Genomic DNA, 24,988 nt, shown 5'->3' on the forward strand with positions numbered 1-24,988 from the left:
GGGACCATCCACCATGAGCGATGCCACGAACGACTGGAAGTTCGAGACGAAGCAGATCCACTCCGGAGCTGCGCCCGACCCGGTCACGAAGGCTCGGGCCACGCCGATCTACCAGACGACGAGCTACGTGTTCGACAACGCCGACCACGCCAAGAACCTCTTCGCCCTCGCGGAGTTCGGCAACATCTACACGCGCATCCAGAACCCGACGCAGGCCGTCGTCGAGGAGCGCCTGACCGCGCTCGAGGGTGGCAGCGGCGCCCTCCTCCTCGCCTCCGGGCAGGCGGCAGAGGCCTCGGCGGTCCTCAACATCGCGCAGGCGGGCGACCACATCGTGTCGTCCTCGTCGATCTACGGCGGCACGTACAACCTCTTCAAGTACACGCTCGCGAAGCTCGGCATCGAGACCACCTTCGTGGAGAACCAGGACGACGCCGAGGAGTGGCGGCGTGCGGTGCGCCCGAACACGAAGCTGTTCTTCGCGGAGACGATCGGCAACCCGAAGATCAACATCCTCGACATCCGCCTCGTCGCCGACGTCGCGCACGAGGCCGGCGTCCCGCTGATCGTCGACAACACGATCGCCACGCCGTACCTCATCCGTCCCTTCGAGCACGGAGCGGACATCATCGTGCACTCGGCGACGAAGTTCCTCGGCGGTCACGGCACGGTCATCGGCGGGGTCATCGTCGACGGCGGCACCTTCTCCTGGACCGGGCACGCGGACAAGTTCCCGGGCCTCACGACGCCGGACCCCTCGTACCACGGCGCGGTCTACACCGACGCCGTGGGCGACTCGCTCGCCTACATCATCAAGGCGCGCGTGCAGCTCCTGCGCGACCTGGGTGCGGCCATCGCCCCGGCGAGCGCCTGGCAGCTCATCCAGGGCATCGAGACGCTCAGCCTCCGCATCGAGCGCCACGTGCAGAACGCCCAGCAGGTCGCCGAGTGGCTCGACGCCCACCCCGACATCGCGAGCGTCAACTACTCGGGTCTGCCGTCGAGCCCCTGGTACGCGGCGGCCAACCAGTACGCCCCGAAGGGTGTCGGAGCAGTTCTGTCCTTCGAGCTGAAGGGCGGGGTCGACGCCGGCCGCGCCTTCGTGAACTCGCTGCAGTTGTTCTCGCACCTCGCGAACATCGGCGACGTCCGTTCGCTCGTCATCCACCCGGCGTCGACGACGCACTCGCAGCTCACCCCGGAGCAGCAGCTCACGGCCGGCGTCACGCCCGGGCTCGTGCGGCTCTCGGTGGGACTCGAGAACATCGACGACATCACGGCCGACCTCCAGGCCGGTCTGACCGCCGCGAAGCAGGTCGTCGAGGCCGCCCGGGTCTGAGTCCGTCCCGAGGCGTCCCCTCCTGGGTTGCGCCAGCGCGGTGCGCTGACGCGAGCGCACCCCACAACCGCGAGCGCGGGTCTCCAGAGACCCGCGCTCGCGTCGTTCGTTGCGCACTCGGGCCGGTCCCGCGTCACTCGGGCCGGTTCCCCGTCGCTCGAGCCCGTTCCGGTGCGCCGGAGCCGAGGGGAGCGCACTCGCGCCAGCGCACCGCGCCGACCTCGATCGATCGGGTGACGTAACACGGCCGGTCGACGCCCCAGGGCACGCCACAATGGAGACCTATGGACTGGCAGACCCCGGAAGACAGCGTGCCCTCCCGCTTCGTGACCGAAGCCGAGGTCGGCGCCCTGCTCGCGAACCCGCCCTCGAGCGGCGCCTGGCGCGACGGCGACCGGCCGGGCGACCGGCTCTTCGCCCCGCTCGGCCGCCTCGACTTCGAGCACGGCGGGAGCATCCCGCACGCCAGACTCGCCTACGAGACCTGGGGCACGCTCGACGACGACGGCGGCAACGCTGTCCTCATCCTCCACGCGCTCACCGGAGACAGCCACGTCCTCGGAGGCGCCGGCAACGGGCATGCGACCGCCGGGTGGTGGGCCGGCATCGTCGGTCCGGGACTCGCCGTCGACACGGACCGCTGGTTCGTCGTCGCGCCGAACATGATCGGCGGCTGCCAGGGCAGCACCGGCCCCTCCTCCTTCGCGCCCGACGGCGTCGAGTGGGGTTCGCGGTTCCCGTACACCTCGATCCGCGACCAGGTCGAGGCCCAGCACCGATTGCTCGGACACCTCGGACTCGACCGCTGGGCCGCGGTGATCGGCGGGTCGATGGGCGGCATGCACGCCCTCGAGTGGGCCGCCACCCACCCCGAGCTCGTCGACCGACTGGCCGTGATCGCCGCGCCCCCGGTCACGACGGCCGACCAGATCTCCCTGAACTTCGTGCAGCTCGAAGCGGTCCGCACGGATCCACACTTCCAGGGCGGCGACTACTACGACGCCCCGGACGGTGAGGGCCCGCACCGCGGCCTCGCGCTCGCCCGACGGATGGCCCTGCTCAACTACCGCAGCCCGGGTGAGCTGAACGCCCGGTTCGAGCGCAGCTGGCAGTCGAGCGTGAGCCCGCTCGGGCACGGCGGACGCTTCGCCGTCGAGTCCTACCTCGACTTCCACGGCAACAAGTTCACGCGACGCTTCGACGCCGGGAGCTACGTGACCCTCGTCGAGGCGATGAACTCGCACGACGTCGGACGCGATCGCGGCGGCGTCGGCGCGGCGCTGCGGGCCTACACCGGTCCGTCGCTCGTGCTCGGGATCGACAGCGACCGGCTCTTCCCGGTCAGTGGGCAGGAGGAGATCGCGCTCCACCTCCCCGGCAACCTCGACGGCACACGACCGTCGGTCCTCCGGTCCGACTTCGGACACGACGGCTTCCTCATCGAGAACGCGTTGGTCGCCCCGCATCTCAGCCGGCTCCTCGCCGTCTGACAGCTGCGCCCCGTCTGTCCGACACCCGTTCCGCGGCGGTCGTGTCACCCGATAGGGTGACTCCTCAGAGGAGCGTGAGCATGGATCGGGTGGCGAGGACCCAGCGACGGCTGCTGCTGCGTACGACGCGTCTCTTCGGACTCGCGGGGTGCGTCACGGCCGCGATGATCCTCAGCGTCCCGGGTGTCGTCTCGGGAGGTCGGTACACCGTCCTCCTCGTCCTCGTCGCCGCCCTCGCGCTCACCCACGTGGCCGCCGAGCAGTACGACGGCCGTCGGTGGGTGGTGCTGGTGTTCCTGGTCGGTGTCGGGGTCGTGATCGTGATCGGTCTGTCCGACGGGAACACCGGCCAGGTCGGCTCCGCGAGCGCGATCGCCGCGATCACCTCCCTCGGCATGGGCGCCGTCGCGGCCCGACTCGTGCCGCTCCGGCGCACCTGGCCGTTGCTCCTGACCGCGTTCGTCGTGACGGCGGTCACCATCATCGTCGTCACCGGGCCCACCGCGCTCACGGTCCCGACCATCGGCCTGACAGCGGTCGTGTGGGTCGCGATCGGTGCCTTCGGCGGGTGGCTCGACACGAGCATCCCGCGGCTCATCCGCCGGGTCGACACCATCGGCAACGCCTACAACGCCGAGCGGCTCGCGAGCCAGGCCGAATCACAGCGACGCCAGGACGCACGACTGCTGCACGACACCGCGCTCGCGACCCTCACGATGCTCGCCCACTCCGGACGCGGCGTCGACGCCGCAGCCCTCCGTTCGCAGGCCGGGAACGACGCGCATCTGCTCCGCAGCCTCCGCCTCGGCGAGGAGCTCAGCCCCGTCTCCTCCGGCTCGTACATCCTCCAGCGAGGTGCCGACTTCACCCTCGACGAGGGCATCGAGGCCGTGACGGACCGGTTCGCCGGGCTCGGCCTCACGGTCAACGTCTACGGCGGTGGACAGGCGAACCTCGACCCACGTGTGCGGGAGGCGTTCCTCCTCGCGCTCGGGGAGTGCCTGGAGAACGTCCGGCGTCACTCCGGGGTCGACTCGGCCGACGTCACGGTCTCGATCGACGAGCTGACCGCCCGACTCCTCATCACCGACACCGGCACCGGGTTCGATCCGTCGGCCGTGCCGGACGGCCACCTCGGCGTCGCGGAATCGGTCGTCGCGCGCATCCAGGAGGTCGGTGGGCAGGCGCGTGTCTTCTCCGCCCCGGGGGCCGGGACGACCGTCATCCTGGAGGTCCCGCAAGCATGAGTGTCGACGCCCTCGTTGAGGCCACCGGGCCGACCCGGCGCTACCGCCATCGGCGCGCCATCGACCGGCAGCGCTCGTCACTCGGAACGACACAGCTCGGCATCGGGCTGTCGGTGTCCGGCCTCATCCTCGTCGTCTACGCCGCGATCCGCTTCGTCGGCTCGGTCCACCACTACCCGCGACCACTGCTCAGCGTCGTCGCCTGGCTGCTGCTCACCGCGGCGATCGCGTCGACCTTCCTCCTGCTCCGCCGTTCCGCGTTCCACCTCTCGGACCGGCTGTTCGTCGCGCTCCTGATCCAGCTGGTGGTGGTCGCCGCGCTCGACCTGGCGAGCGTCTGGAGTCGCGACGCCGTTGGCGTCTATCCGACGGCGGCCGCGGCGGTCGGCGGCGTCCTGCTCGCGGTCGTCGCCCTCCGCCCGGTCCGCGACATCGCCGCCGCGACCGTGGTGCTCGGGCTGATGCTCGTGGGGTCGATCCTCACCGTCACGCGGACCCAGACCGCGACGCTCGGGGCTGAGCTGCTCTTCGCCGCGGTCGCCGTCGTCCCCCCGCTCATCGCCTGCGCGATCGTCTCCCAGTACCGCCGGATCGTCCGCCTCGAACTCGACCGGGTCATGGTCGCCTCCACGGTCGCGAGCGTCCGGGACGCACTCGGGTTCTTCGACTCGGAGGAACTCGTCACCCTCGACCTCGAAGCGGAGGAGCTGTTCGTCGGTGTCGCCGACGGTTCGGTCGACCTCCCGCTCAGCCCCGAGCTCGCGGCGCGCGCCTCACGCCTCGCGACCGAGCTCCGGCGTCATCTGATGTCCGAGGGCAAGGAGTCCTGGCTCGAGCACGCGTTCCAGGAGTCGTCCGTGTTGTCGGACCGCGCGACCCTGCGCGACCCCGAGCGACTTGCGACGTATCTCGCAACGGATCAGCGGGATGGACTGCTCTCTGCAGTATGGTTGCTCCTCGGGGAAGCAGATGCGCAGAGTGCCAGAGCTGTGCTGACGCTCGGACCGGTCGACCGCTCCGAACGACCGGGCCGATCTGGTGCGCTCGTCATCCCGATCGTCCTCGAAGCGGTCGGAGTGCAACGCGCCAAGGTGGATCCCGCGGTGTGGGAAGCGCTCGGACGAGTGGGCAGCTCCACGGACACGTACCAGAAATCCCGGATCAGGATCGAGATCGACAGCACCGTCGACAATCCTGCTGCGGGCCAGCGGAAAGGGGAACGTCAATGACGTCACAGGAGTCTCGCATCAGGGTCGGCATCGTCGATGACCACCGGATGCTGCTCGGTGCGCTCACCGAATGGATCAGGAGCGTCGCCGACGACATCGAACTCGTCGTCGTGACCCCGTCCTGGCCGGAGCTGCTGACGCACCCCGCCTTCCCCGTCGACGTCCTGCTGCTCGACGTCGACCTCAAGGACAACGTTCCGGTCGCCGTGAAGCTCGCGACGCTGAAGACCACGGGCGTCACGACCGTCCTCATGAGCACCTACAGCGACCCGGCGGTCGTCCGAGAGGCATTGGCCGCCGGCGCCCTGGGCTACCTCGCGAAGAGCGAGGACGCCGAGACCATCGTGCACGCCCTCCGTGCGGCGTCACGCGGTGAGTCCTACATCTCCCCCGAGCTCGACCTCGCCCTCGCGAGCGGCGCCTCCGGGACCGGCCCCCGCCTCAGCGCGCAGGAGCGTCGCGTCATGGCGCTGTACGCCGCCGGTGAGCCCGTGAAGATGGTCGCCGAGAGCCTCGGCATCTCCGACGAGACCGCGAAGAGCTACCTCAAGCGCATCCGCGAGAAGTACCGCAACGCCGGCATCGACGTCGGCACGAAGGTCGCCCTGCGCAAGCGGGCGATCCTCGACGGCATCATCGTCGACTAGCAGCGCGGTGCGCCGACCCGAGCGCGCGGGTGTCGGTCAGACGGGGATCGGTGCCGTCGGCGGGTTGCGGTCCGCGATCCGGCGATCCTCGGCGTCGTTCGCCCGCAGGAGTTCGCGCCGGAGCTGCCGGCGTTCGACGGAGAAGCTCGTGATGACGATCCCGAGGCCGATCCCGGTCAGCACCACACCGGTCCAGACCGGAGCGAGGTAGCCGAGGCCACCGGCGATGACCACACCGCCGAGGAAGGCGCCGAGCGCGTTGCCGATGTTGAGCGCCGAGTGGTTGAGCGCTGCGGCGAGCGATTGGCTGTCGCCGGCGACGTCCATGAGCCTCGTCTGGATGGCCGGACCGAGGCCCTGCGACGCGAAGCCGACCGCGAAGACGAAGAGGAACATGGTCGGGGTCCATGTCGCGGTGAGCGCGAGGGCGGTCAGGACCACGATCATGAGCGCGAAGAAGACGATCAGGGCTCGCTTCACCCCACGGTCCGCGAGATGCCCACCGACCAGGTTGCCGATCGTCATGCCGACCCCCATGGTCGCGAGCGCCCACGGGACGAGCGTCGCCGACTCCCCCGCGACCTCGGTCACCAGGGGCGCGAGATAGCTGTACACGGCGAAGAGGCCGCCGAACCCGATCGACCCGAACCCGAGCACGAACCACACCTGGCCTCGTCGGAAGACGCGGAGCTCCCGACGCATCGTCTGCTGCGGGTTGCCCGCCTGCACCGGCACGGCGAACCAGATGGTCACGGTCGCGAGCGCGAAGATGCCGGTGACGATGAGGTAGGCGGAGCGCCACCCGAACTCCTGGCCCACCCAGGTCGCGAACGGCACGCCCACGACGTTGGCGATCGTCAGCCCGGTCATGACGAGCGCGACGCCCTTGCCGCGCTTCCCGGGCCCCATGAGACTCGCGGCGACGAGGGCCGCCATGCCGAAGTACGCGCCGTGCGGCAGGGCCGCGACGAACCGTGCGAGGAGGACGAGGCCGAAGCTCGGCAGGACCGCAGACGCGAACGTGCCGACGGTGAACGCGACGCCCAGCCAGAGCAGGACGGTCTTGCGCCGGTATCGCGCGACGAGCGCGGCGATCGTCGGCGCACCGACCACGACGCCGAGCGCGTACGCCGTGATCAACCAGGCGGCTTGCGCGTTCGCCTGCTCCTGGCTGCGAGCGACCAGCTCGGGCAGGAGGTCGGTCGCGATGTTCGGCAGCAGACCCATCGCCACGAACTCGGTCGTACCGATGCCGAAGGCCCCGACGGCGAGCGCGAGGATGGCAAGACGAACACGGGTCGGCGACAGCTGCGTCGACCCGTCCAGGATGGTGGGCATGGATCGAGTGTACGGGAATCCTCGAATCGATTCGAGTCCCCGAGCGGCGAAACCGGACGACCGCTCGGGGGTGGGCTCAGCCGTCGTTCTCGAGCGCGGCGTCGAGGCGGTCGAGCTTGGCGGTCAGCTCACCCGTGTAGCCGGGACGGATGTCGGCCTTGAGGACGAGCGAGACCCGGCTGCCGTAGGCGCCGACCGCCTCGGTGGCGTCCTTGATGACCGCGAACACCTCGTCCCACTCCCCCTCGATGGTCGTGAACATGGAGTCGGTCCGGTTGGGCAGGCCGGACTCGCGGACGATCCGCACGGCCGCGGCGACCGCGTCGTGGACGGAACCGTCCGAGTTGCCGGAGCCGCTGGGGGCGACGGAGAAGGCGACGAGCATGGTCACTCCTTGTGGGTTCGAGCGGGGACGGGGATGGACACCGACGAGACGTCCTCGTCGTGGTGGGACGGGGTGAACAGCGCGTGGACGGCCCAGCCTGCGAGGACCAGGTAGGCGAGGTTGCGGACCGTCAGCACGGTCACGAGGACCGGGTCGACGTTGAGCAACCACAGGTACAGGTAGGGGTAGACGAGCTGCGTGAGCGCGGCGATCATCAGCGCGAGCACGGCCGGCGCGACGAAGCGCCGACGCTGCAGGACGATCCCGAGGATCACCGGTGCAGCCAACCACATCGCGAACTGCGGTGACCCGACCTTGTTGAAGATGATGAGCGTGAGGACGAAGAGGAGCGACAACGGCGCGAGCACCTGCACGAGGGGGCGTCCGGACCGCACCGCGAGCACCCCGAGGAGCACCGCCCCGGCGACGGCGAGGCCGAGCAGCGGCGTCATGACGGCGATCGCCGTGTCGACACCCGGGCCGGTGACCTGGAAGGTCAGGATGTCGCGGTCGTAGTAGACGAAGCTCTGCGGGACACCCAGGACGGCGAGCCACAGGTAGGCGTTGCCGATGGGCGACTCGATCTGGAGACCACGTCCGGTCTGCTCCGTCACGAAGCTGACGGCGTTCGCACCGCCGAGCACGAGGCCGACCCCGAGGACCACGACCGACGTCGCCGCCGCCGCGACCAGGACCTGTCCGCGATGGCGGTGCGCCAGGACGATCGCGCCGATCAGGGCCGCCGGCCAGATCTTCATCCAGGCGGCGAGCGTCAGGAGGACGGCGGCGACCCGCGGGCGGCCGGCGACCAAGAGGAGCCCGACGATCGCGATGGGGACGGTCACGGAGTCGATCCGGGCGAGCGCGATCGGTCCGAGCAGGAGGAGGAACGCGAGCCACCACCATGCCGCGATCAACCGTGGGCGTGAGTGGCCGTTGCCGAGGAGGACCGCGAACGCCCCGGCGTTCATCGCGGTCACCAGCAGGAGCCAGCCGACGCCGTACCCGGCGCTGCCGAGCAGCAGGGGGATCAGCATCGGCACGATCGCGAGGATCGGATAGACCCAGGGCTCGTCGATGGCGGGGATCGGGCCGCCGGACGTCGCCTGTTCGACCCACGGCCGGTACACGAGGACCACGTCGCCGAGCGGGAGGCCCTCCGCCACGAGGCACAGCCAGCCGACGAGGAGGTGCACGAGGCCGAACCCGCACCAGAGGAGCCAACGCCGCATCACGTGGACCATCCTAGGCTCGTGCCGCCGATGGAACCGGTCCGCCACTCGCTCGACGCCCGAGCGGGTCGGGTCCGCGAGCCTGCTGATCAGTACCCGCTGAAGGCGTCGGTGCGGACGTGTCCGACACCGATCCCGCGCAGGGCTGGCTTCAGGGCCTCGATCATCGCGGGCGGACCGGAGATGAAGACCTCGCGCTCGGCAAGGTCGGGGACGGCCTCGGCGAGGCGCTCGTGGTCGAGGCGCCCGGGTCCGAGACCACGCCAGCCGTCCGGCAGCCGGACGTCGTCCGTCGGTCCCACGACGAGCACCGGTGTCCCCCAGGTCTCGAGCTCGGCCGCGTAGGCGAGCTCCTGCGGGTCGGACACGACGTAGACGAGGACGACGTCACGCTTGTCGGCACGGAGGTGCAGTCGGGAGAGCTGGCTGACGAACGGGGTGATCCCGATCCCGGCGGCGAGGAGCAGGATCGGCTTGCTCGTGTCCTTCGGCAGGACGAAGTCGCCCCACACCCCGGTCGCCGAGAGGCTCGCGCCGACCGGCAGCGCGTTCAGCGCCCGCTTGAAGCTACTGGCCCGCTCGGGCACGCGCATGGCCACGCGGATCGTACGGTCGTCGTCGGGTGGCGAGGAGATGCTGAAGACGCGCCTCGAGCCGCGGACGTCGGCTCCGCGGTGCGGCAGCGACAGCTCGAGGTACTGGCCGGCCGCGAACGGGATCGACCGCTTCGAGCTGAACCGGTACTCGACCGCCGTCGGGGTGAGCGCGCGGGTGCCTTCGAGCGTCAGTCGCATCCCGCGACGACGGGCGACGATGAACGCCAGCACGTTGCCCACGATGAGCGCGAGCTCGGGGGTCGACGCCACCTGGCCGAGCGTGAACGGGATGGAGAACAGCGCCGCGACGATCGCCGCCTCGGCGAGCTGCTGCCAGCGCCGCGGTGGAAGCGTGAGCGGCTCGGTGAGCATGAACGCGGCGAGGAAGAGGATCGGGTAGGACGTGAGCGGAGCCAGCAGTGCCGGTCCCAGCTCTTGACCACCGGTGACGAGCCGGACGGTGACGAGCGCCCAGGAGAGCACGATGAAGACGAGTGCCATCGTGAGTCGCTTCGTCCGGATGAGGACGAGGCCGCCGAGGATGACGACACCGGGCAGCAGCCACGGGTTGGCGACCCACCAGACCGACGGTGAGACGCCGGGGAGGGTGACGTAGCTCGCCAGCACACTCATCACGAGTGCGGCGATGGCCGCCGGGTTGAGGACGTGTCGGCCCCGGATCGCGAGCAGGTACTTCGACGCCGAGGCGACCGTGGCGGCGAGGGCGATCCAGGCCAGCGCGGTGGGCTCGCTCGTCGGCCACAGGATGAAGAACAGCAGGAGGGAGGTGATGACGGACGACTCGCTGTGCGGCTGCACCTGGAACAGCGCGCCGAACAGGCGGTTCGTCAGGTAGCCGACGACGAGCAGCGTGGCCAGGGTGGCGAGGAGCTCGAGCGGCTTGTAGAACACCTGCCCGAACAGCGACAGCACGAAGGCGTAGATCGCGAGGGTGCCGAGTGACAGCGTCACGAGGCGGTACATGGTGACCCGCCCGAGGACGGTGCCGAAGAAGGAGCCGGTGCGGCCGTTCATGTGCGGTCTGCTTTCTGGAAGATGGTGCCGTCCGGGCTCAAGCCCTGTGGCGCGTGACTCAGGTGAAGAGTTCGCCGGGGAACCCGACGGACCGGTCGGTGAGACCGGTCGTGAACATACGGACGCTCTCGAAGGTGAACGCCTCCGCCAGGGTCTCGTGATCGGTGAAGAACAGTGCGGTGGCCAGTCCGTCGGCGACCATCGCGTTCGGGGCGGTGACCCAGGTCGCCGCGACGGTCCTCGTCGGTTCGCCGGTCCGGCCGTCGATGACATGGTGGAGTCCGTCGCCCCAGGCACGACGATTGGTCGCGGAGGCGCACAGGGCGCCGGCGTCGATCGTCGCGACCCCGATGGCCTTGCTGGGATCGTACGGATGCTCGAGCGCGATACGGAGCGGGTCCGCCGCGCGGGACCCGTGCTCGTGACGCAGGTCGCCCGAGGCGTCGACCGTGAAGGACTCGTGACCGTGGCTGCGGAGGAGGTCCGCGACGAGGTCGACGAGCCGCCCCTTGCCGGCCGCACCGATGTCGATCACGAGCGGGAGGCTCGTCTCGAGCACCTCGCCGTCCCACCGGGCCACGTCGTCCCAGTGCGGGGCGGCGACCGCCGGGCCCTGGGGGACGAGCGAGTAGGAGGCGTCGTAGCCGAGCCGTTCGAGCGAGGTGCCGATGAACGGCGTCACGGCCCCGGCGGTGGCATCGTGCAGACGGCGGTACGTGTCGAGCAGTGCGACCGCATCCTCGCGCGCGCCATCGGGGAAGGCGGTCGAGACCGGGCCGGCGGCAAACCGCGCGATGAACGCGTCGTCCCGGAACCTCGACCACGTCCGGTCGAACCGGTCGATGCACGCGGCGACGGCCTCAGCGGTCTCAGGCGCGAGCGGGAGCGCCGTGTCGAGCTCCCATCCGGTGCCGATCGCCTCGAAGCGCAGTGTCGTCTCGCTCATCGTCGGTCCGGCCCCGCGGCTCAGCCCTTCGCTTCGGTCTTGATCGTGTCGATGGCCGCGTTGAAGCCGCCGCTCGTGAGCGAGGAACCGGCGACCTTGGAGACCTTGAGGCTGTCGATGTCCTTGCCGACCACCTCGGCTGCGATCCCGGAGATGAACTCCGCCTGGTAGCGCTTGCTGTTCGCGCTCTCGGCGTGCGAGACGACGTCGACCGCCGTGACCTTGTCCTCGGCTAGCGTGACGGTCACCGTGATCGACTCGGTGCCGTTCGGCGACTGGTAGCTGCCGTCCGCGGTGTACGAGCCGTCCTGGTAGTCGGTGGCGCCGGAGCCCGCTGCAGCGTCGGTGGAGGTGGTCGCCTCCGGCGCCGCCGTGCTCTTCGTCTCGGGAGACGTGGTCGTGGTCGAGCTGCCGGCGTCGGCCGCCGAGCAACCGGCCAGGCTGCCGACGAGGGTGAGGCCGGTCAGGGCTGCGAAGGTCGTCTTCTTCGCCGCCACGGACAGGCGTGGCGTGCGAACGGGAGGCTGGGTGGTGGTGGGGTTGCGCATCGTTCAATCTCCTCGGGCGATGTGTGGGCCGCGGTGCGGCGGCCGCCGTGGCGAGGTCTCCGCCGCGGTGGCACCAGTGTCCTGAGCTTCCCTATGGGCGAGCTATGAGCGTTCTGGGAGTTGTCCTTCGTCCACCGATGAACGATCGTTCAGCGCAGGAGACCACCGACGACACCGCGCACCGCTTCGGCCACGTCGAGCGCGGCCAGCGGGCCCTCGGCTGCCGCGGCATCCCCGGCAGCCGCGTGCAGCAGCACCCCGCTGGCGGCGACACTCGCCAGGCAGCCGGGGTCGGCGAGCACGCGCTCGGCGTTCGTGGCGACGAGCGCGCCGATGATCCCGGCGAGGGCGTCGCCGGTGCCGGCGGTCGCGAGCCAGGGCGATCCGCCGGAGACCGTGATGGCGTCACCGTCGGGCGCGACCACGTGGGTCGTGCCGCCCTTCAGCACCACGACGATGCCGAGGCGGGCGGCGACGTCGGCCGCGTACGACACGGGGTCGGCACGGATGGCCCCGACCTCGGCCGGGCTCCCCAGACCGCTCAACATGGTCGCCAGCTCTCCGACGTGGGGTGTGGCCACGATGCGCCACGACTCGTCGACACCGAACACCCGCTGGTGCGCACCCGCTGCGACGCGACGGAGCGACCCGGCATCGGCGACGACCGGCTCGCCCCCGTGCAGGGCGGCGTCGAGCAGGGAGCTCTCCTCGCGGGTCAGCTTGCCGGGGTCCATGCCGGAGCCGATGAGCCACGCCTGCACCCGCCCCTCCGCCGTCACGATCTCGGGGCGGCGCTGCAGCACGAGGTTCGCCGGACGGTCCGCGCCGAGATAGCGCACCATGCCGACGCCGGTGCGGATCGCCGCCTCGACACCGATGACGGCGGCACCCGGGTAGCGGTCGGACCCGGTCACGACCCCGAGGACGCCCCGGGAGTACTTGTCCGAGTCGGCGTCGGGCACGGCGATCCAGTCTCGTGCGTCGGCAGGGGTCCAGAGTCGCGGTTCGGCCATGCCATCACCCTAGGCCAGTCGTCGCGGCGGACTGACGCTGAGCCGTCGATCGTCGGTCATCCTGCAGGCGGGAATCCGAACGCATTCCGGAACGTTGGGCCGGGTGGCGACGCCCGTCGCCCCGAGACCCGAGGAGTTCCGTGCCCCAGCTGTTCGATCCGATCACCATCCGCGACCTCACCATCCCCAACCGCCTGTGGATCGCCCCGATGTGCCAGTACAGCGTCGCCGCCCAGGACGGCGTCCCGACCGACTGGCACCTCATGCACCTCGGCCAGTTCGCGGCGGGCGGCTTCGGCCTCGTCATCTCGGAGGCGGCTGCGATCAGTCCCGAGGCCCGGATCTCGCCCCAGGACGCAGGCATCTGGAACGACGAACAGCGCGACGCCTGGCGACGGATCACCGCGTTCATCACCGAGCAGGGTTCCGTGCCCGGCATCCAGCTCGCGCACGCCGGCCGGAAGGCCTCCACGTTCGCCCCCTGGGGCACCGACGGTCAGGGCAGCGTCCCGATCGAGGACGGCGGCTGGTCGACCGTCGCCCCGTCGCCCGAGGCCTTCCCGGGCTACGCGGTGCCGGAAGCCCTCGACGATGAGGGCATCGACCGCGTTGTCGACGACTTCCGGGCGGCGGCCGTCCGGTCGGTCGACGCCGGCTTCCAGGTGATCGAACTCCACGCCGCGCACGGCTACCTGCTGCACCAGTTCCTCTCCCCGCTCGTCAACCACCGCGAGGACGGCTACGGCGGCTCGCTCGAGAACCGGGCCAAGCTCCTCCTGCGGGTCGTCGATGCGGTGCGCGAGGTCCTCCCGGCCGGTCTGCCGTTGTTCGTCCGGTTCTCGGCCACGGACTGGGTGGACGACGGATGGGACGAACACCAGACCGCGACCGTCGCCGCCTGGTGCGCCGAGCGCGGCGCCGACTTCTTCGACATCTCCACCGGCGGAGCCGTCGGCGGCGTCCGCATCCCGCTGTCCCCCGGCTACCAGGTCCCGTTCGCGGCGCACATCGGGTCGACGGGTGTCGACACGAGCGCCGTCGGGCTCATCACCGACGCCCAGCAGGCCGCGGCCATCGTCGCCGACGGGCAGGCGGAGGCGGTCATGGTCGCCCGCGAGGCGCTCCGTGATCCGCACTTCGCGTTGCGCGCCGCCACGGAGCTCGGCGTGGAGGTGGCCTGGCCGGGCCAGTACGAGCGGGCCAAGCCGCGCTCCTGAGCGCGACCCCGACACGACGACGGCCCGCACGCGATCGCGCGTGCGGGCCGTCGTCGTGTCAGCGCTCAGCCGTCCGATCAGCGACGCCGGGTGGCGTCCTGGACCTCTCCGACGAGTTCCTCGATGATGTCCTCGAGGAAGAGGACCCCGGTGGTGGCGCCCGCTTCGTCGAACACCCGGGCGACGTGGGCTCCCGAGCGGCGCATCGTGGTCAGTGCGTCCTCGACGTCCGAGTCCTCGAACACCGACACCAGCTGCCTGATGTGCTTCGCGGGCACCGGGCGCTCCTCGTCGCCACTGCCGTCGAGGTCGTCGTACCGCAGGACGTCCTTCAGGTGCAGGTAGCCGATCGGCACCGACTCGTCGTCGACGATCACGTACCGCGAGTAGCCGTACTTCGCCACCGCGCGCTCCACGTCCGAGGGGGTGGCCTCCTCCGTCAGCGTGATGAGGCTCCCGAGCGGCAGGGCAACGTCGTGGACCTTCTTCTCGGTGAATTCGAACGCCGCCACGAGCGCACCCGTCGAGTCGGTGAGCACACCCTCGCGGGTGGACTGGTCGACGATGGTCGCCACCTCGTCCAGCGTGAACGCGCTCGCAGCCTCGTTCTTCGGCTCCACCCGGAACAGACGGAGGACGGCGTTCGCGGTCGCGTTGAGGGACACGATGATCGGACGGAAGACGCGCGCCACGAAGACGAGCGGCGGAGCGAGCAGCAGGACCGCACGATCCGGGATCGAGAAGGAGAGGTTCTTCGGGACCATCTCACCGAAGACCACGTGGAGGTAGGACACGAGGAGCAGCGCGATGATGAACGCCACCGTACCGATGGTCTCCTCGGGCCAGCCGGTGAGTGCCAACGGCACCTCCAGCAGGTGGTGGATCGCCGGCTCGGAGACGTTCAGGATGAGCAGCGAGCAGACGGTGATGCCCAACTGACTCGTCGCCAACATGAGCGTGGCGTGTTCCATGGCCCACAGCGCGGTCTTGGCGCTCCGGCTCCCCTGTTCGGCGAGGGGTTCGATCTGCGACCGTCGCGCGGAGATGACCGCGAACTCGGCACCGACGAAGAAGGCGTTCGCGAGCAGCAGCACCACGAGCCAGGCGATTCCTGCCCAGTCACTCATACGTCACCACCGTCCTCCGACACGACGGGTCTCGGGGTGAATCGGATCCGATCGATCCGTCGGCCGTCGAGTCGCTCGACGCGGAGCGTGCCGTCCTCGAGCTCGAGCTCGTCGCCCGAGACCGCGAGTCGTCCGAGCTCGCTCATGACGTAGCCCGCGACCGTCTCGTACGGACCGTCTTCGGGGACGCGCACGCCGGCGCGCTCGAGGAGTTCGTCGGGACGGAGGCTGCCCGGGAAGGTCGTGGAGTCGCGTCCGCGGACCACCCCGGCACGTGAACGGTCGTGCTCGTCGGCGACCTCGCCCACGAGTTCCTCGACGAGGTCCTCGAGGGTGGTCACGCCGGCGGTGCCGCCGTACTCGTCGACCACGACGGCCATCTGGTAGCCGCGTCCCCGCAGCTGCGAGAGCAGCACGTCCAGCTTCATCGTCTCGGGGACGCGCAGGGCCGGCGACTGCAGGGCCGAGACGGGCACCTCGCCGCGTCGGTCGCGCGGGACCGCGATGGCCTGCTTCACATGCACGACACCGGTGATGTCGTCGACGTCGGCATCGGTGACCGGGAAGCGCGAGTGGCCGGTCGACCTCGCGAGGGCGAGCACCGCCTGGGCGGGTTCGCCGCGCTGGATCGACGCGATGCGCGGCCTGGGCGTCATGACGTCCGACGCATCGTGGCTCGAGAAGCGGAGGGTGCGGTTGAGCAGGGTCGCGGTGTCGGCCTCGAGTGTGCCCTCGAGCGCCGATCGACGCACGAGGGACGACAGCTCCTCGGCCGTCCGGGCTCCCGACAGCTCCTCCTTGGGCTCGATGCCCATCGACCGCAGCAAGCCGTTGGCGCTGCCGTTGAGTACGACGATGGCGGGCTTGAACACCCAGGTGAAGGCCGTCTGGAACGGGACGACGAACTTGGCCGTCTGTCGGGGCAGCGCGAGCGCGAAGTTCTTCGGGACGAGCTCGCCGATGATCATGCTGAGCAGCGTGGCGAGGGTGATCGCGACGATCGTCGCTACGACTGCGACGACGCCCTCGGGGATCCCGATGGAGCCGAGTGGACCGGCGAGCATCGACGACAGCGCCGGCTCCATGGTGTACCCGGTGAGGAGCGTGGTCAGGGTGATCCCGAGCTGCGCGCTCGACAGGTGCGTCGAGGTGATCTTGAGCGCTGCGATCGTCATCGTCAGGCGGGTCTCGCCACGGTCGCGGCGGGCCTCGAGGTCGGCGCGGTCGAGGTTCACGAGCGCGAACTCGGAGGCGACGAAGAAGCCCGTCCCGATGGTCAGTACGAGGCCGACGCCGAGCATGATCCACTCAGACATGACGATCCCGTCCGTGCTGAGCGGTCGATGCCGGAGTGGGGGTTCCGTCGCCCGGGTGGGCGGTCGTCGCCCGTGATCGGGTCAGCACGGGGCTGGGATGGTGGCCGGGGGATCTGTCTGAAGGAGGGTCGTCCATTGTGCGGACGAGTCTATCGGACATCCGCGGCTGTGGACCCCGGATTTCCGGGGTTCTTCTCAGCCTCCGCGAGACGCCGGCGCTCCTCGGCCGCGCGACGCTTCCGACGCCGCAGGAGGAGGAACCGCACGCCGATGCACGCCGCGGCGAGCGCCGGGACCCCACCCGAGACGATCATGCCCACGTGTGCCCCGGCGACCTCGACGAGCCACCCCATGAGCGGACCGCCGATCGACTGTCCGCCGAGCAGCACCAGGATGTACAGCGACATCACCCGGCCACGGATCGCCATGTTGGACGACAGCTGGACGAGTGAGTTCGCCGCCGTGATGAAGAGGAGGTTCGCGACCCCGCCCGCGACGAGCAGGAGGGCGAAGGGGAGGAGCACGGGCATCGCCCCGGCGGCCGCCTGCAGGACGCCGACCGCCGCCGCCGCGACGATCACGATGCGCAGGTCCACACCCCCGCGCCGCGTCGACGCGAGTGCACCGGTCAGCGCGCCGACGGCGACGAGGGCGTTGAGGAACCCGTAGCCGCTCGCGCCGATGTCGAAGACGTCCGAGGCGTAGGCGGCGAGCAGGACCGGCAGGTTGAACGCGAACACCGACATGAACGCGACCATGATGACCGTCCACCGGATGGCCGGCTTCCGCATGGCGTACCCGAGTCCCTCCTTGAGCTGGCCCTTCGCCTTCGCGACGACCGGCGTCGGGACGAGTTCCGAGACACGCATGAGCGCCAGGGTGAGCACGACGCCGGAGCAGGCGAGGGCGTTGATCGCGAAGGACCACCCGGAACCGACGGCGGTGATGAGGACACCACCGACGGCCGGACCGACGAGCTGGCCGAGCTGGAAGACGGCGGAGTTGAGGCTGATGGCGTTCCGCAGTCTCGCCGGGCCCACGAGCTCGTTCACGAACACCTGCCTCGCCGGGTTGTCGACGACGGTGACGAGACCGAGCATGAAGGCGATGACGTAGATGTGCCACACCTCGACCGCGCCGCTGAGCGTCAGGATCGACAGCGCGACCGCGAGGACGGCGGCGAGCGACTGCGTGATCATGAGCAGCACGCGCTTGGAGTAGCGGTCCGCGATCACGCCGCCGAGCAGTCCGAACAGCAGCATGGGCGCGAACTGCATGGCGACCGTGATCCCGACGGCGGCGACGCTGCCGGAGAGCTCGAGGACGAGCCAGTCCTGCGCGATGCGCTGCATCCCGATCGCGGTCGTCGCGACGATGTGCCCGATCGTGAAGAGTCGGAAGTTCGGGACGCGGAGCGAGGAGAAGGTGTCCCGCCAGGCGGGACGCTCCCCCACGATCGGCATGGGGGCGGTGGGCGGTGGTGGAGCGACGGCGGTGTCGGATGGAGGGGTCACGGAGAAGGCCAGCGTTTCGTATGTCGAGTGCGTGTCGTATGGGTGGAGCCGCGGAGGCCGTCGGCTCCCTTCCACGCTATTGCCGACGCGACCATTTCCGAGCAGGATGATCCCTATCAGTCCTATTCGATTCCCGAATGATCGGCTCACGCATGTTCGACCCCGCCCTGCTGCGCACCTTCCTGGCCGTCGCCGAGACGAAGAACTTCACGCGCGCCGCCGCGCAGCTCGGGTTGAGCCAGCCGACGGTCAGTCAGCAGATCCGACGGCTCGAGGAGGCTGCCGGCCGGTGGCTCGTCGTCCGGGACACGAGAGCGGTCCGCCTGACCGACAATGGTGATGCGATGGCCGGATTCGCGCGCACCATCCTCGCTGCACACGCCTCGGCGGAGAGCTACTTCACCGGCTCGGCGATGAGCGGTCGACTCCGCTTCGGGGCCGCCGACGACCTCGCGATGACCCAGCTCCCTCGGATCCTGCGGCACTTCCGTCAGGGTCACCCACAGCTGAACCTCGAACTCACCGTGAACCAGAGCGGGCCGCTCTACCGTCGGCTGAAGGCGGGCGCCCTCGAACTCATCTTCATCAAGATGCACCCCGGCCAGAACGAGGGCAAGCTCGTGCGGACCGACTCGATGGTCTGGGTCGGTCTCGAGAAGACCACGATCGAACCGGGCCAGCCCGTCCCCCTCATCGCCTACCAGGACCCGAGTCTCTCCCGGCAGCTGGCGATCGACGCCCTGGAAGCCGCTGGGCGCACCTGGCGGATCACCTGCAGCACCCGGGAGGTGAACGGCGTCCTCGCGGCGGTGCGGGCCGGGCTCGGCGTCGCGGTCTTCCCGCGCAGCCTGATCCCGAGCGACCTCGTCATGCTCAGCAACCGGCTGGAACTCCCGACCCTGGGCGGCGTCGACTTCACCCTGCTCGCGAACCCGTTGGCGGCGGCCGGCCCGGTGGAGGCGCTCTCCTCGGCCATCATGGACCGGTCGCTCGCTTGAAGGAGCACGCGGCGGTCAGGCGTCGACGGACTCCGACGCCTCGGCGAAGGGTGCGGGGATGAGGTAGGTCTCGCGGACCTCGGCCGATTCGTGCGGGCCGCTGCCGTCGGGCGGCGTGAAGGGTTCGTCGAACTCGACGATCCACGTCGTCAGCTGTTCGGTCCACACCGAGATGAACGCCGCAGCACGCTGGCGGCCGGGTGCGACGATGACCCCGGAGGCACGCTCCCCCGTCGAGGGATCGGATCCCGGGTCCACGAGCACGAGGACCTGCATGCCGACACCGAACCCGTGCGTCCCACCGTTCACCACCATGGGCCCATCATCCCACCGCGGTCGTGCGTGTTGCACCAGCGCCCCGGCTCACCAGGAGACGGGCAGCGCCTTGCCCTCCTCGTACCCGGCGGCCGACTGGACGCCGACGATGGCGCGCTCGTGGAAGCCGGGGACCGAGTCGGCACCCGCGTAGGTGAACGACGAGCGCACCCCGGCGGTGATCATGTCGAGGAGGTCCTCGACCGAGGGCCGGAGCGGGTCGATCGTGATGCGGGAGGACGAGATGCCCTCGGCGAAGAGCGTCTTCCGCGCGAGTTCGAACGGGTCGAGTCGGCCGAAGCGCTCGTGCACGGCCTTGGTCGACGCCATGCCCCAGCTCTCCTTGTAGAGCGACCCGTCGGCGGCGCGCTGCAGTTCACCGGGGGCTTCGATCGTGCCTGCGAACCAGGAACCGATCATGACCGAGGACGCGCCGGCCGCGAGGGCGAGGGCGACGTCGCGGGGGTAGCGGACACCACCGTCCGCCCAGACCTTCGCACCGAGGGCGCGGGCGGTCGCGGCCGTCTCGAGCACGGCCGAGAACTGCGGACGCCCGACCGCCGTCATCATCCGCGTGGTGCACATCGCACCGGGTCCGACACCGACCTTGAGGATGTCCGCACCGGCGTCGACGAGGTCCTGCACCGCGACGGCGGACACGACGTTGCCGGCGACGATCGGGAGGCCGAGACCGAGGGCGCGGACGGCCGCGATCGCCCGGAGCATACCCTCCTGGTGCCCGTGGGCGGTGTCGATCACGAGGACGTCCACCCCGGCGGCGGCGAGCGCCTGCGCCTTCACGGCGACGTCGCCGTTGATGCCGATCGCCGCGGCGACCCGCAGTCGGCCCGACGCGTCGAGCGCCGGCGTGTAGATGGTCGAGCGGAGCGCACTCGTGCGGCTGAGGGTGCCGACGACGGCGCCGTGGTGCAGCACGGGCGCGAACTCGAGGTCGGCGGCGACCATGAGGTCGAACGCGGCCCGGCCACCGGTCACGTCGTCGGCGTCGATCGAGGCGAGCGACCCGCGAGCGAGGTCGCCGAGCCGTGCGTCGGGCAGCGCCGTGGCGAGACGTGCGGCCGGGATGCAGCCGGCGAAGGCGTCGCGCTCGTCGTGGAGCACGATGCCGTGACCGGCGACCGCGGGGATGAGGCGCAGGGCGTCGGCCGCGGTCTGATCGGCGCGCATGATCAGCGGGGTGTCGAAGGCGACCGGCTGCTCCTTGACCCAGCGGATCGCCGCGTCGAGCTCCTGGAGCGGCATGTCCTGCGGCAGGACGCCGAGTCCGCCGCGCCGCGCCAGTGCCGCCGCGAGGCGTGGGCCGGTGACGGAGTTCATGTTGGCGGAGACGATCGGGATCGTGGCGCCGGTGCCGTCGTCCGGAGCCAGGTCGACGTCGAGTCGACTCGTGATCCCGGAGCGGCTGGGGACGAGGAACACGTCCGAGTACGTCAGGTCGTGGCTGGGAATCTCACCGATGAACCGCATGAGAACACCGTATCCCGACCGGCGTCCGAGCCGCACCGACGACGGAATGGGTTTAGGCTTGATGACTGGATCGTGCGGGCATGTTCCCTGCCTGCAAACAGTGAGAATTCAACGGAGAGAGTGGGCGATCGACGGTGTCGAGCCAGATGACCGGAGTGGGCGCCGATGACGGCGCAACGAACGAATTCGGAGCCAATGAATGGCTCGTCGACGAGATGTACGAGCAGTACCTCGTCGACAAGGATTCCGTGGACCGCTCCTGGTGGCCGATCCTCGAGCACTACCGGCCGGTGAACGGCGCAGCCCAGGGAACGACGGGCGGCCAGTCGGACGACGGTGCGGCGTCCGCCGGCACCACGGCGTCGGCTCCCGCCCCTGCGGCGGCGGACGAGGCGGCCCGGGTCAACCCGCCGACGGCCCCGATCCAGGTCATCGGCGCGCAGCCGGTCGCGCGCACCACCTCGGTCCAGGCGAAGCCGGCCCCGATCCCGGCCGACGCCCCGATGACGAGCCCCAACCAGGTCCAGCAGCCGAAGAGCGACCAGACCGAACCCGCTCCGGAGGACGTCGACAAGGTCACCGTGCTGAAGGGCATGGCCAAGTCGCTCGCCACCAACATGGACGCGAGCCTGACGGTCCCGACCGCGACGAGCGTGCGCACCATCCCGGCGAAGCTGATGATCGACAACCGCATCGTCATCAACAACCACCTGAAGCGTGCCAGAGGCGGCAAGGTCAGCTTCACCCACCTCATCGGCTGGGCCCTCATCCAGGCGCTGAAGGACTTCCCGAGCCAGAACGTCTACTACGAGGAGACCGACGGCAAGCCCACGGTCGTCGCCCCGGCGCACATCAACCTCGGCATCGCCATCGACCTCCCGAAGCCCGACGGCTCCCGCGCCCTCATGGTGCCGGGCATCAAGCGCGCCGACACCCTCACCTTCAACGAGTACCTCTCGGCCTACGAGGACCTCGTGACCCGCGCCCGCAAGGGCAAGCTCACCGGAGCCGACTTCCAGGGCGTCACGATCTCGCTCACGAACCCCGGTGGCATCGGGACCGTGCACTCGGTCCCCCGCCTCATGAAGGGCCAGGGCTGCATCATCGGCGCCGGCGCCCTCGAGTACCCGGCCGAGTTCCAGGGCGCCTCCGAGCGCACGCTCAACGAGCTCGCGATCGGCAAGACGATCACGCTCACGAGCACCTACGACCACCGCGTCATCCAGGGTGCCGGCTCGGGCGAGTTCCTCAAGGTCGTCCACGAGCTGCTCATCGGCAGCCGCAGCTTCTACCAGGACATCTTCGCCGCGCTCCGCATCCCGTACGACCCGATCCACTGGTCGCCCGACATCAGCGTCGACCTCGCCGACGCCGTCGACAAGACCGCCCGCGTCCAGGAGCTCATCAACGCGTTCCGCGTCCGCGGCCACCTCATGGCCGACATCGACCCGCTGGAGTACGTGCAGCGCTCGCACCCCGACCTCGAGATCGAGACCCACGGCCTGACCTTCTGGGACCTCGACCGCGAGTTCGTCACGGGCGCCTTCGGCTCGGCCCGCACGGCCAAGCTGCGCGACATCCTCGGCGTCCTCCGCGACTCGTACTGCCGCACCACGGGCATCGAGTACATGCACATCCAGGACCCCGCGCAGCGCAAGTGGATCCAGAGCAAGGTCGAGCGCAAGTACGAGAAGCCGACGCACGACGAGCAGATGCGCATCCTCGGCAAGCTCAACGAGGCCGAGGCCTTCGAGACCTTCCTGCAGACGAAGTACGTCGGCCAGAAGCGCTTCAGCCTCGAAGGCGGCGAGTCCACCATCGCCCTCCTCGACACCATCCTCCAGGGTGCGTCGCAGGCCCAGCTCGACGAGGTCGCGATCGGTATGGCCCACCGCGGCCGCCTCAACGTCCTCACGAACATCGCCGGCAAGACGTACGGTCAGATCTTCCGCGAGTTCGAGGGAACGCAGGACCCTGCGAGCCACGGTTCCGGCGACGTGAAGTACCACCTCGGCACCGAGGGCACCTTCAAGGCCGAGGACGGCCGCGAGATCCCGGTCTACCTGGCAGCGAACCCCTCGCACCTCGAGGCCGTCAACGGCGTGCTCGAGGGCATCGTCCGCGCGAAGCAGGACCGCGGGCCGATCGGCGCGTTCGGCACCCTCCCGATCCTCATCCACGGCGACGCGGCGATGGCGGGGCAGGGCGTCGTCCTCGAGACGATGCAGTTGTCCCAGCTCCGCGGCTACCGCACGGGCGGTACGGTCCACGTCGTCATCAACAACCAGGTCGGCTTCACCACGCCTCCTGGCGAGGGCCGCTCCTCCATCTACAACACCGACGTCGCGAAGACCATCCAGGCGCCGATCTTCCACGTGAACGGCGACGACCCCGAGGCCGTCGTGCGGGTCGCGGAGCTCGCCTTCGAGTACCGCCAGGAGTTCAAGCGCGACGTCGTCATCGACCTCGTGTGCTACCGCCGACGCGGCCACAACGAGGGCGACGACCCGTCGATGACGCAGCCGCTCATGTACAGCCTCATCGAGGCCAAGCGCTCCGTGCGCAAGCTGTACACCGAGGCGCTCGTCGGCCGCGGCGACATCACCGAGGAGGAGTACGAGGCCGCGCACCGCGACTTCCAGGACCGCCTCGAACGCGCCTTCATGGAGACGCACGCCGAGCAGACCTCGCCGACGCCGATCCCGACCGAGGTCCTCGACGAGGACGGCTACTCCGGCGAACTCGAGACGACCGGCGTCTCCGAGGGCGTCGTGCAGCTCATCGGCGACGCGTTCAACAACAAGCCCGCCGGGTTCACCGTGCACCCGAAGGTGCAGCAGCTCCTCGAGAAGCGACTCGACATGAGCCGCAACGGCAACATCGACTGGGGCTTCGGAGAACTGCTCGCACTCGGATCGGTACTCATCGAGGGCACCCCGGTGCGGATGTCCGGACAGGACTCCCGCCGCGGCACCTTCGTGCAGCGTCACGCCGTCCTCCACGACCGGGTCAACGGCCAGGAGTGGCTGCCGCTCGCGAACCTCAGCGACAACCAGGCCCGCTTCTGGATATACGACTCGCTCCTCAGCGAGTACGCGGTCATGGGCTTCGAGTACGGCTACTCGGTCGAACGTGCCGACGCGCTCGTGCTGTGGGAGGCGCAGTTCGGCGACTTCACCAACGGCGCGCAGACGATCATCGACGAGTTCATCTCCTCCGCCGAGCAGAAGTGGTCGCAGCGGTCGAGTGTCACGCTCCTCCTCCCCCACGGCTACGAAGGCCAGGGCCCCGACCACTCGTCCGCGCGGATCGAGCGGTTCCTGCAGCTCTGCGCCGAGGACAACATGACCGTCGCACGGCCGTCGACCCCCGCGTCGTACTTCCACCTCCTGCGTCGCCAGGCGTACGCCCGCCCGCGTCGGCCGCTCGTCGTCTTCACCCCGAAGGCGATGCTGCGTCTGCGTGGCGCGACCAGCCCGGTGGCGGACTTCACCTCCGGCCGCTTCCAGCCGGTGATCGACGACGCACGGATCACCGACAAGGCCGCGGTCAAGCGGGTGCTCCTGCACTCCGGGAAGATCCACTACGACCTCCTCAGCGAGCTGCAGAAGCAGCCGAACGACGAGATCGCCCTCGTCCGCGTCGAGCAGTTCTACCCGGTCCCGGTGGCCGAGCTGAACGCCGTGGTCGCGCAGTACCCGAACGCCGAACTGGTCTGGGTACAGGACGAGCCGGAGAACCAGGGCGCGTGGCCGTTCATCTGCCTGGAGGCTGCCAAGCACCTCGAGGGTCGGACGATCCGCAACGTGTCGCGCACCGCGTCCGCCTCCCCCGCCACGGGTTCGGCGAAGCGTCACGCCGCCGAGCAGGCGGAGCTCCTCCGCACCGCGCTGTCGCTCTGACCTCAGCCGCACGACCGACGACCGCCTGTTCCGACAGGCGGCGGTCGTCGTCGTCTGCGTCGTCGT

20 protein-coding genes are annotated in these 24,988 nt (G+C 69.9%); 8 read left to right on the top strand and 12 right to left on the bottom strand.

All coding sequences use genetic code 11. The annotated features are described in order from the left end of the window. Positions 1-13: 13 nt before the first annotated feature. From IFU30_RS18825 to IFU30_RS18845, 5 genes are all read left to right on the top strand, one after another. Positions 14-1,339, top strand: coding sequence for a bifunctional o-acetylhomoserine/o-acetylserine sulfhydrylase (locus tag IFU30_RS18825; RefSeq protein WP_079707226.1), 1,326 nt, complete (start codon positions 14-16; stop codon positions 1,337-1,339). A 284-nt stretch (positions 1,340-1,623) separates the two neighbouring features. Then, a complete protein-coding gene (metX, locus tag IFU30_RS18830) occupies positions 1,624-2,829 on the top strand; it encodes a homoserine O-acetyltransferase MetX (RefSeq protein WP_137243323.1) in 1,206 nt (401 codons plus the stop codon). 80 nt (positions 2,830-2,909) lie between these two features. Further along, on the top strand, positions 2,910-4,076 hold the full coding sequence (locus tag IFU30_RS18835; protein ID WP_137243324.1) for a sensor histidine kinase: 1,167 nt from the start codon (positions 2,910-2,912) through the stop codon (positions 4,074-4,076). Then, entirely contained in the window at positions 4,073-5,305 is a 1,233-nt protein-coding gene (locus IFU30_RS18840) for a hypothetical protein (RefSeq protein WP_192006704.1), read from the top strand. The genes IFU30_RS18835 and IFU30_RS18840 overlap by 4 nt, the downstream gene beginning before the upstream one ends. Continuing rightward, a complete protein-coding gene (locus IFU30_RS18845) occupies positions 5,302-5,952 on the top strand; it encodes a response regulator transcription factor (RefSeq protein ID WP_056012577.1) in 651 nt (216 codons plus the stop codon). Before IFU30_RS18840 ends, IFU30_RS18845 begins: the two co-directional genes overlap by 4 nt. A 36-nt stretch (positions 5,953-5,988) precedes the next feature. Here IFU30_RS18845 and IFU30_RS18850 read toward each other — a convergent pair whose 3' ends face one another. From IFU30_RS18850 to IFU30_RS18880, 7 genes are all read right to left on the bottom strand, one after another. Continuing rightward, positions 5,989-7,290 carry an MFS transporter gene (locus IFU30_RS18850; protein ID WP_192006706.1) on the bottom strand — a complete coding sequence of 434 codons (1,302 nt, stop codon included), beginning with the start codon at positions 7,288-7,290 and terminating at the stop codon, positions 5,989-5,991. A gap of 76 nt (positions 7,291-7,366) precedes the next feature. After that, positions 7,367-7,675 (bottom strand): thiamine-binding protein, encoded by a 309-nt coding sequence (locus tag IFU30_RS18855; RefSeq protein WP_079707231.1) that lies wholly within the window; start codon positions 7,673-7,675, stop codon positions 7,367-7,369. Positions 7,676-7,677: 2 nt separating this feature from the next. Continuing rightward, a complete protein-coding gene (locus IFU30_RS18860; protein ID WP_249404927.1) occupies positions 7,678-8,907 on the bottom strand; it encodes a glycosyltransferase 87 family protein in 1,230 nt (409 codons plus the stop codon). A gap of 89 nt (positions 8,908-8,996) precedes the next feature. Next, the gene (locus IFU30_RS18865; RefSeq protein ID WP_192006708.1) at positions 8,997-10,538 is read right to left on the bottom strand and encodes an FAD-dependent oxidoreductase; all 1,542 of its coding nucleotides are present in this window, start codon (positions 10,536-10,538) and stop codon (positions 8,997-8,999) included. 58 nt (positions 10,539-10,596) lie between these two features. Continuing rightward, entirely contained in the window at positions 10,597-11,484 is an 888-nt protein-coding gene (locus tag IFU30_RS18870) for an FAD:protein FMN transferase (RefSeq protein ID WP_192006711.1), read from the bottom strand. 20 nt (positions 11,485-11,504) lie between these two features. Continuing rightward, positions 11,505-12,032 (bottom strand): FMN-binding protein, encoded by a 528-nt coding sequence (locus tag IFU30_RS18875; RefSeq protein ID WP_139382578.1) that lies wholly within the window; start codon positions 12,030-12,032, stop codon positions 11,505-11,507. 149 nt (positions 12,033-12,181) lie between these two features. After that, the gene (locus IFU30_RS18880) at positions 12,182-13,045 is read right to left on the bottom strand and encodes an ADP-dependent NAD(P)H-hydrate dehydratase (RefSeq protein ID WP_192006713.1); all 864 of its coding nucleotides are present in this window, start codon (positions 13,043-13,045) and stop codon (positions 12,182-12,184) included. Between the two features lie 140 nt (positions 13,046-13,185). On the opposite strand from IFU30_RS18880, the gene IFU30_RS18885 reads away from it, so the two are divergent. Further along, positions 13,186-14,262, top strand: coding sequence for an NADH:flavin oxidoreductase/NADH oxidase (locus IFU30_RS18885; protein WP_192006715.1), 1,077 nt, complete (start codon positions 13,186-13,188; stop codon positions 14,260-14,262). 77 nt (positions 14,263-14,339) lie between these two features. Here IFU30_RS18885 and IFU30_RS18890 read toward each other — a convergent pair whose 3' ends face one another. From IFU30_RS18890 to IFU30_RS18900, 3 genes are all read right to left on the bottom strand, one after another. Then, the gene (locus IFU30_RS18890) at positions 14,340-15,389 is read right to left on the bottom strand and encodes a hemolysin family protein (protein ID WP_064295254.1); all 1,050 of its coding nucleotides are present in this window, start codon (positions 15,387-15,389) and stop codon (positions 14,340-14,342) included. Continuing rightward, entirely contained in the window at positions 15,386-16,705 is a 1,320-nt protein-coding gene (locus IFU30_RS18895; RefSeq protein ID WP_137243333.1) for a hemolysin family protein, read from the bottom strand. The genes IFU30_RS18890 and IFU30_RS18895 overlap by 4 nt, the downstream gene beginning before the upstream one ends. 149 nt (positions 16,706-16,854) lie before the next feature. Next, positions 16,855-18,168, bottom strand: coding sequence for an MFS transporter (locus tag IFU30_RS18900; protein WP_159880341.1), 1,314 nt, complete (start codon positions 18,166-18,168; stop codon positions 16,855-16,857). A 203-nt stretch (positions 18,169-18,371) separates the two neighbouring features. On the opposite strand from IFU30_RS18900, the gene IFU30_RS18905 reads away from it, so the two are divergent. Further along, positions 18,372-19,217: a LysR substrate-binding domain-containing protein gene (locus IFU30_RS18905; RefSeq protein WP_192006871.1), complete on the top strand. Its 846-nt coding sequence runs from the start codon at positions 18,372-18,374 to the stop codon at positions 19,215-19,217. Positions 19,218-19,232: 15 nt separating this feature from the next. On the opposite strand, the gene IFU30_RS18910 is transcribed toward IFU30_RS18905, so the two are convergent. Then, the gene (locus IFU30_RS18910) at positions 19,233-19,532 is read right to left on the bottom strand and encodes a hypothetical protein (RefSeq protein ID WP_079707238.1); all 300 of its coding nucleotides are present in this window, start codon (positions 19,530-19,532) and stop codon (positions 19,233-19,235) included. Between the two features lie 48 nt (positions 19,533-19,580). Beyond that, positions 19,581-21,020 (bottom strand): GuaB1 family IMP dehydrogenase-related protein, encoded by a 1,440-nt coding sequence (locus IFU30_RS18915; RefSeq protein ID WP_071262471.1) that lies wholly within the window; start codon positions 21,018-21,020, stop codon positions 19,581-19,583. Positions 21,021-21,154: 134 nt separating this feature from the next. Between IFU30_RS18915 and IFU30_RS18920 the strand changes: the two genes are divergently transcribed. Next, positions 21,155-24,922 (top strand): multifunctional oxoglutarate decarboxylase/oxoglutarate dehydrogenase thiamine pyrophosphate-binding subunit/dihydrolipoyllysine-residue succinyltransferase subunit, encoded by a 3,768-nt coding sequence (locus tag IFU30_RS18920; RefSeq protein WP_192006718.1) that lies wholly within the window; start codon positions 21,155-21,157, stop codon positions 24,920-24,922. The last annotated feature ends 66 nt before the right edge of the window (positions 24,923-24,988 follow it).

This window comes from Plantibacter sp. CFBP 8798, assembly GCF_014841195.1.
GTDB classification, from domain to species: Bacteria; Actinomycetota; Actinomycetes; order Actinomycetales; family Microbacteriaceae; genus Plantibacter; species Plantibacter auratus.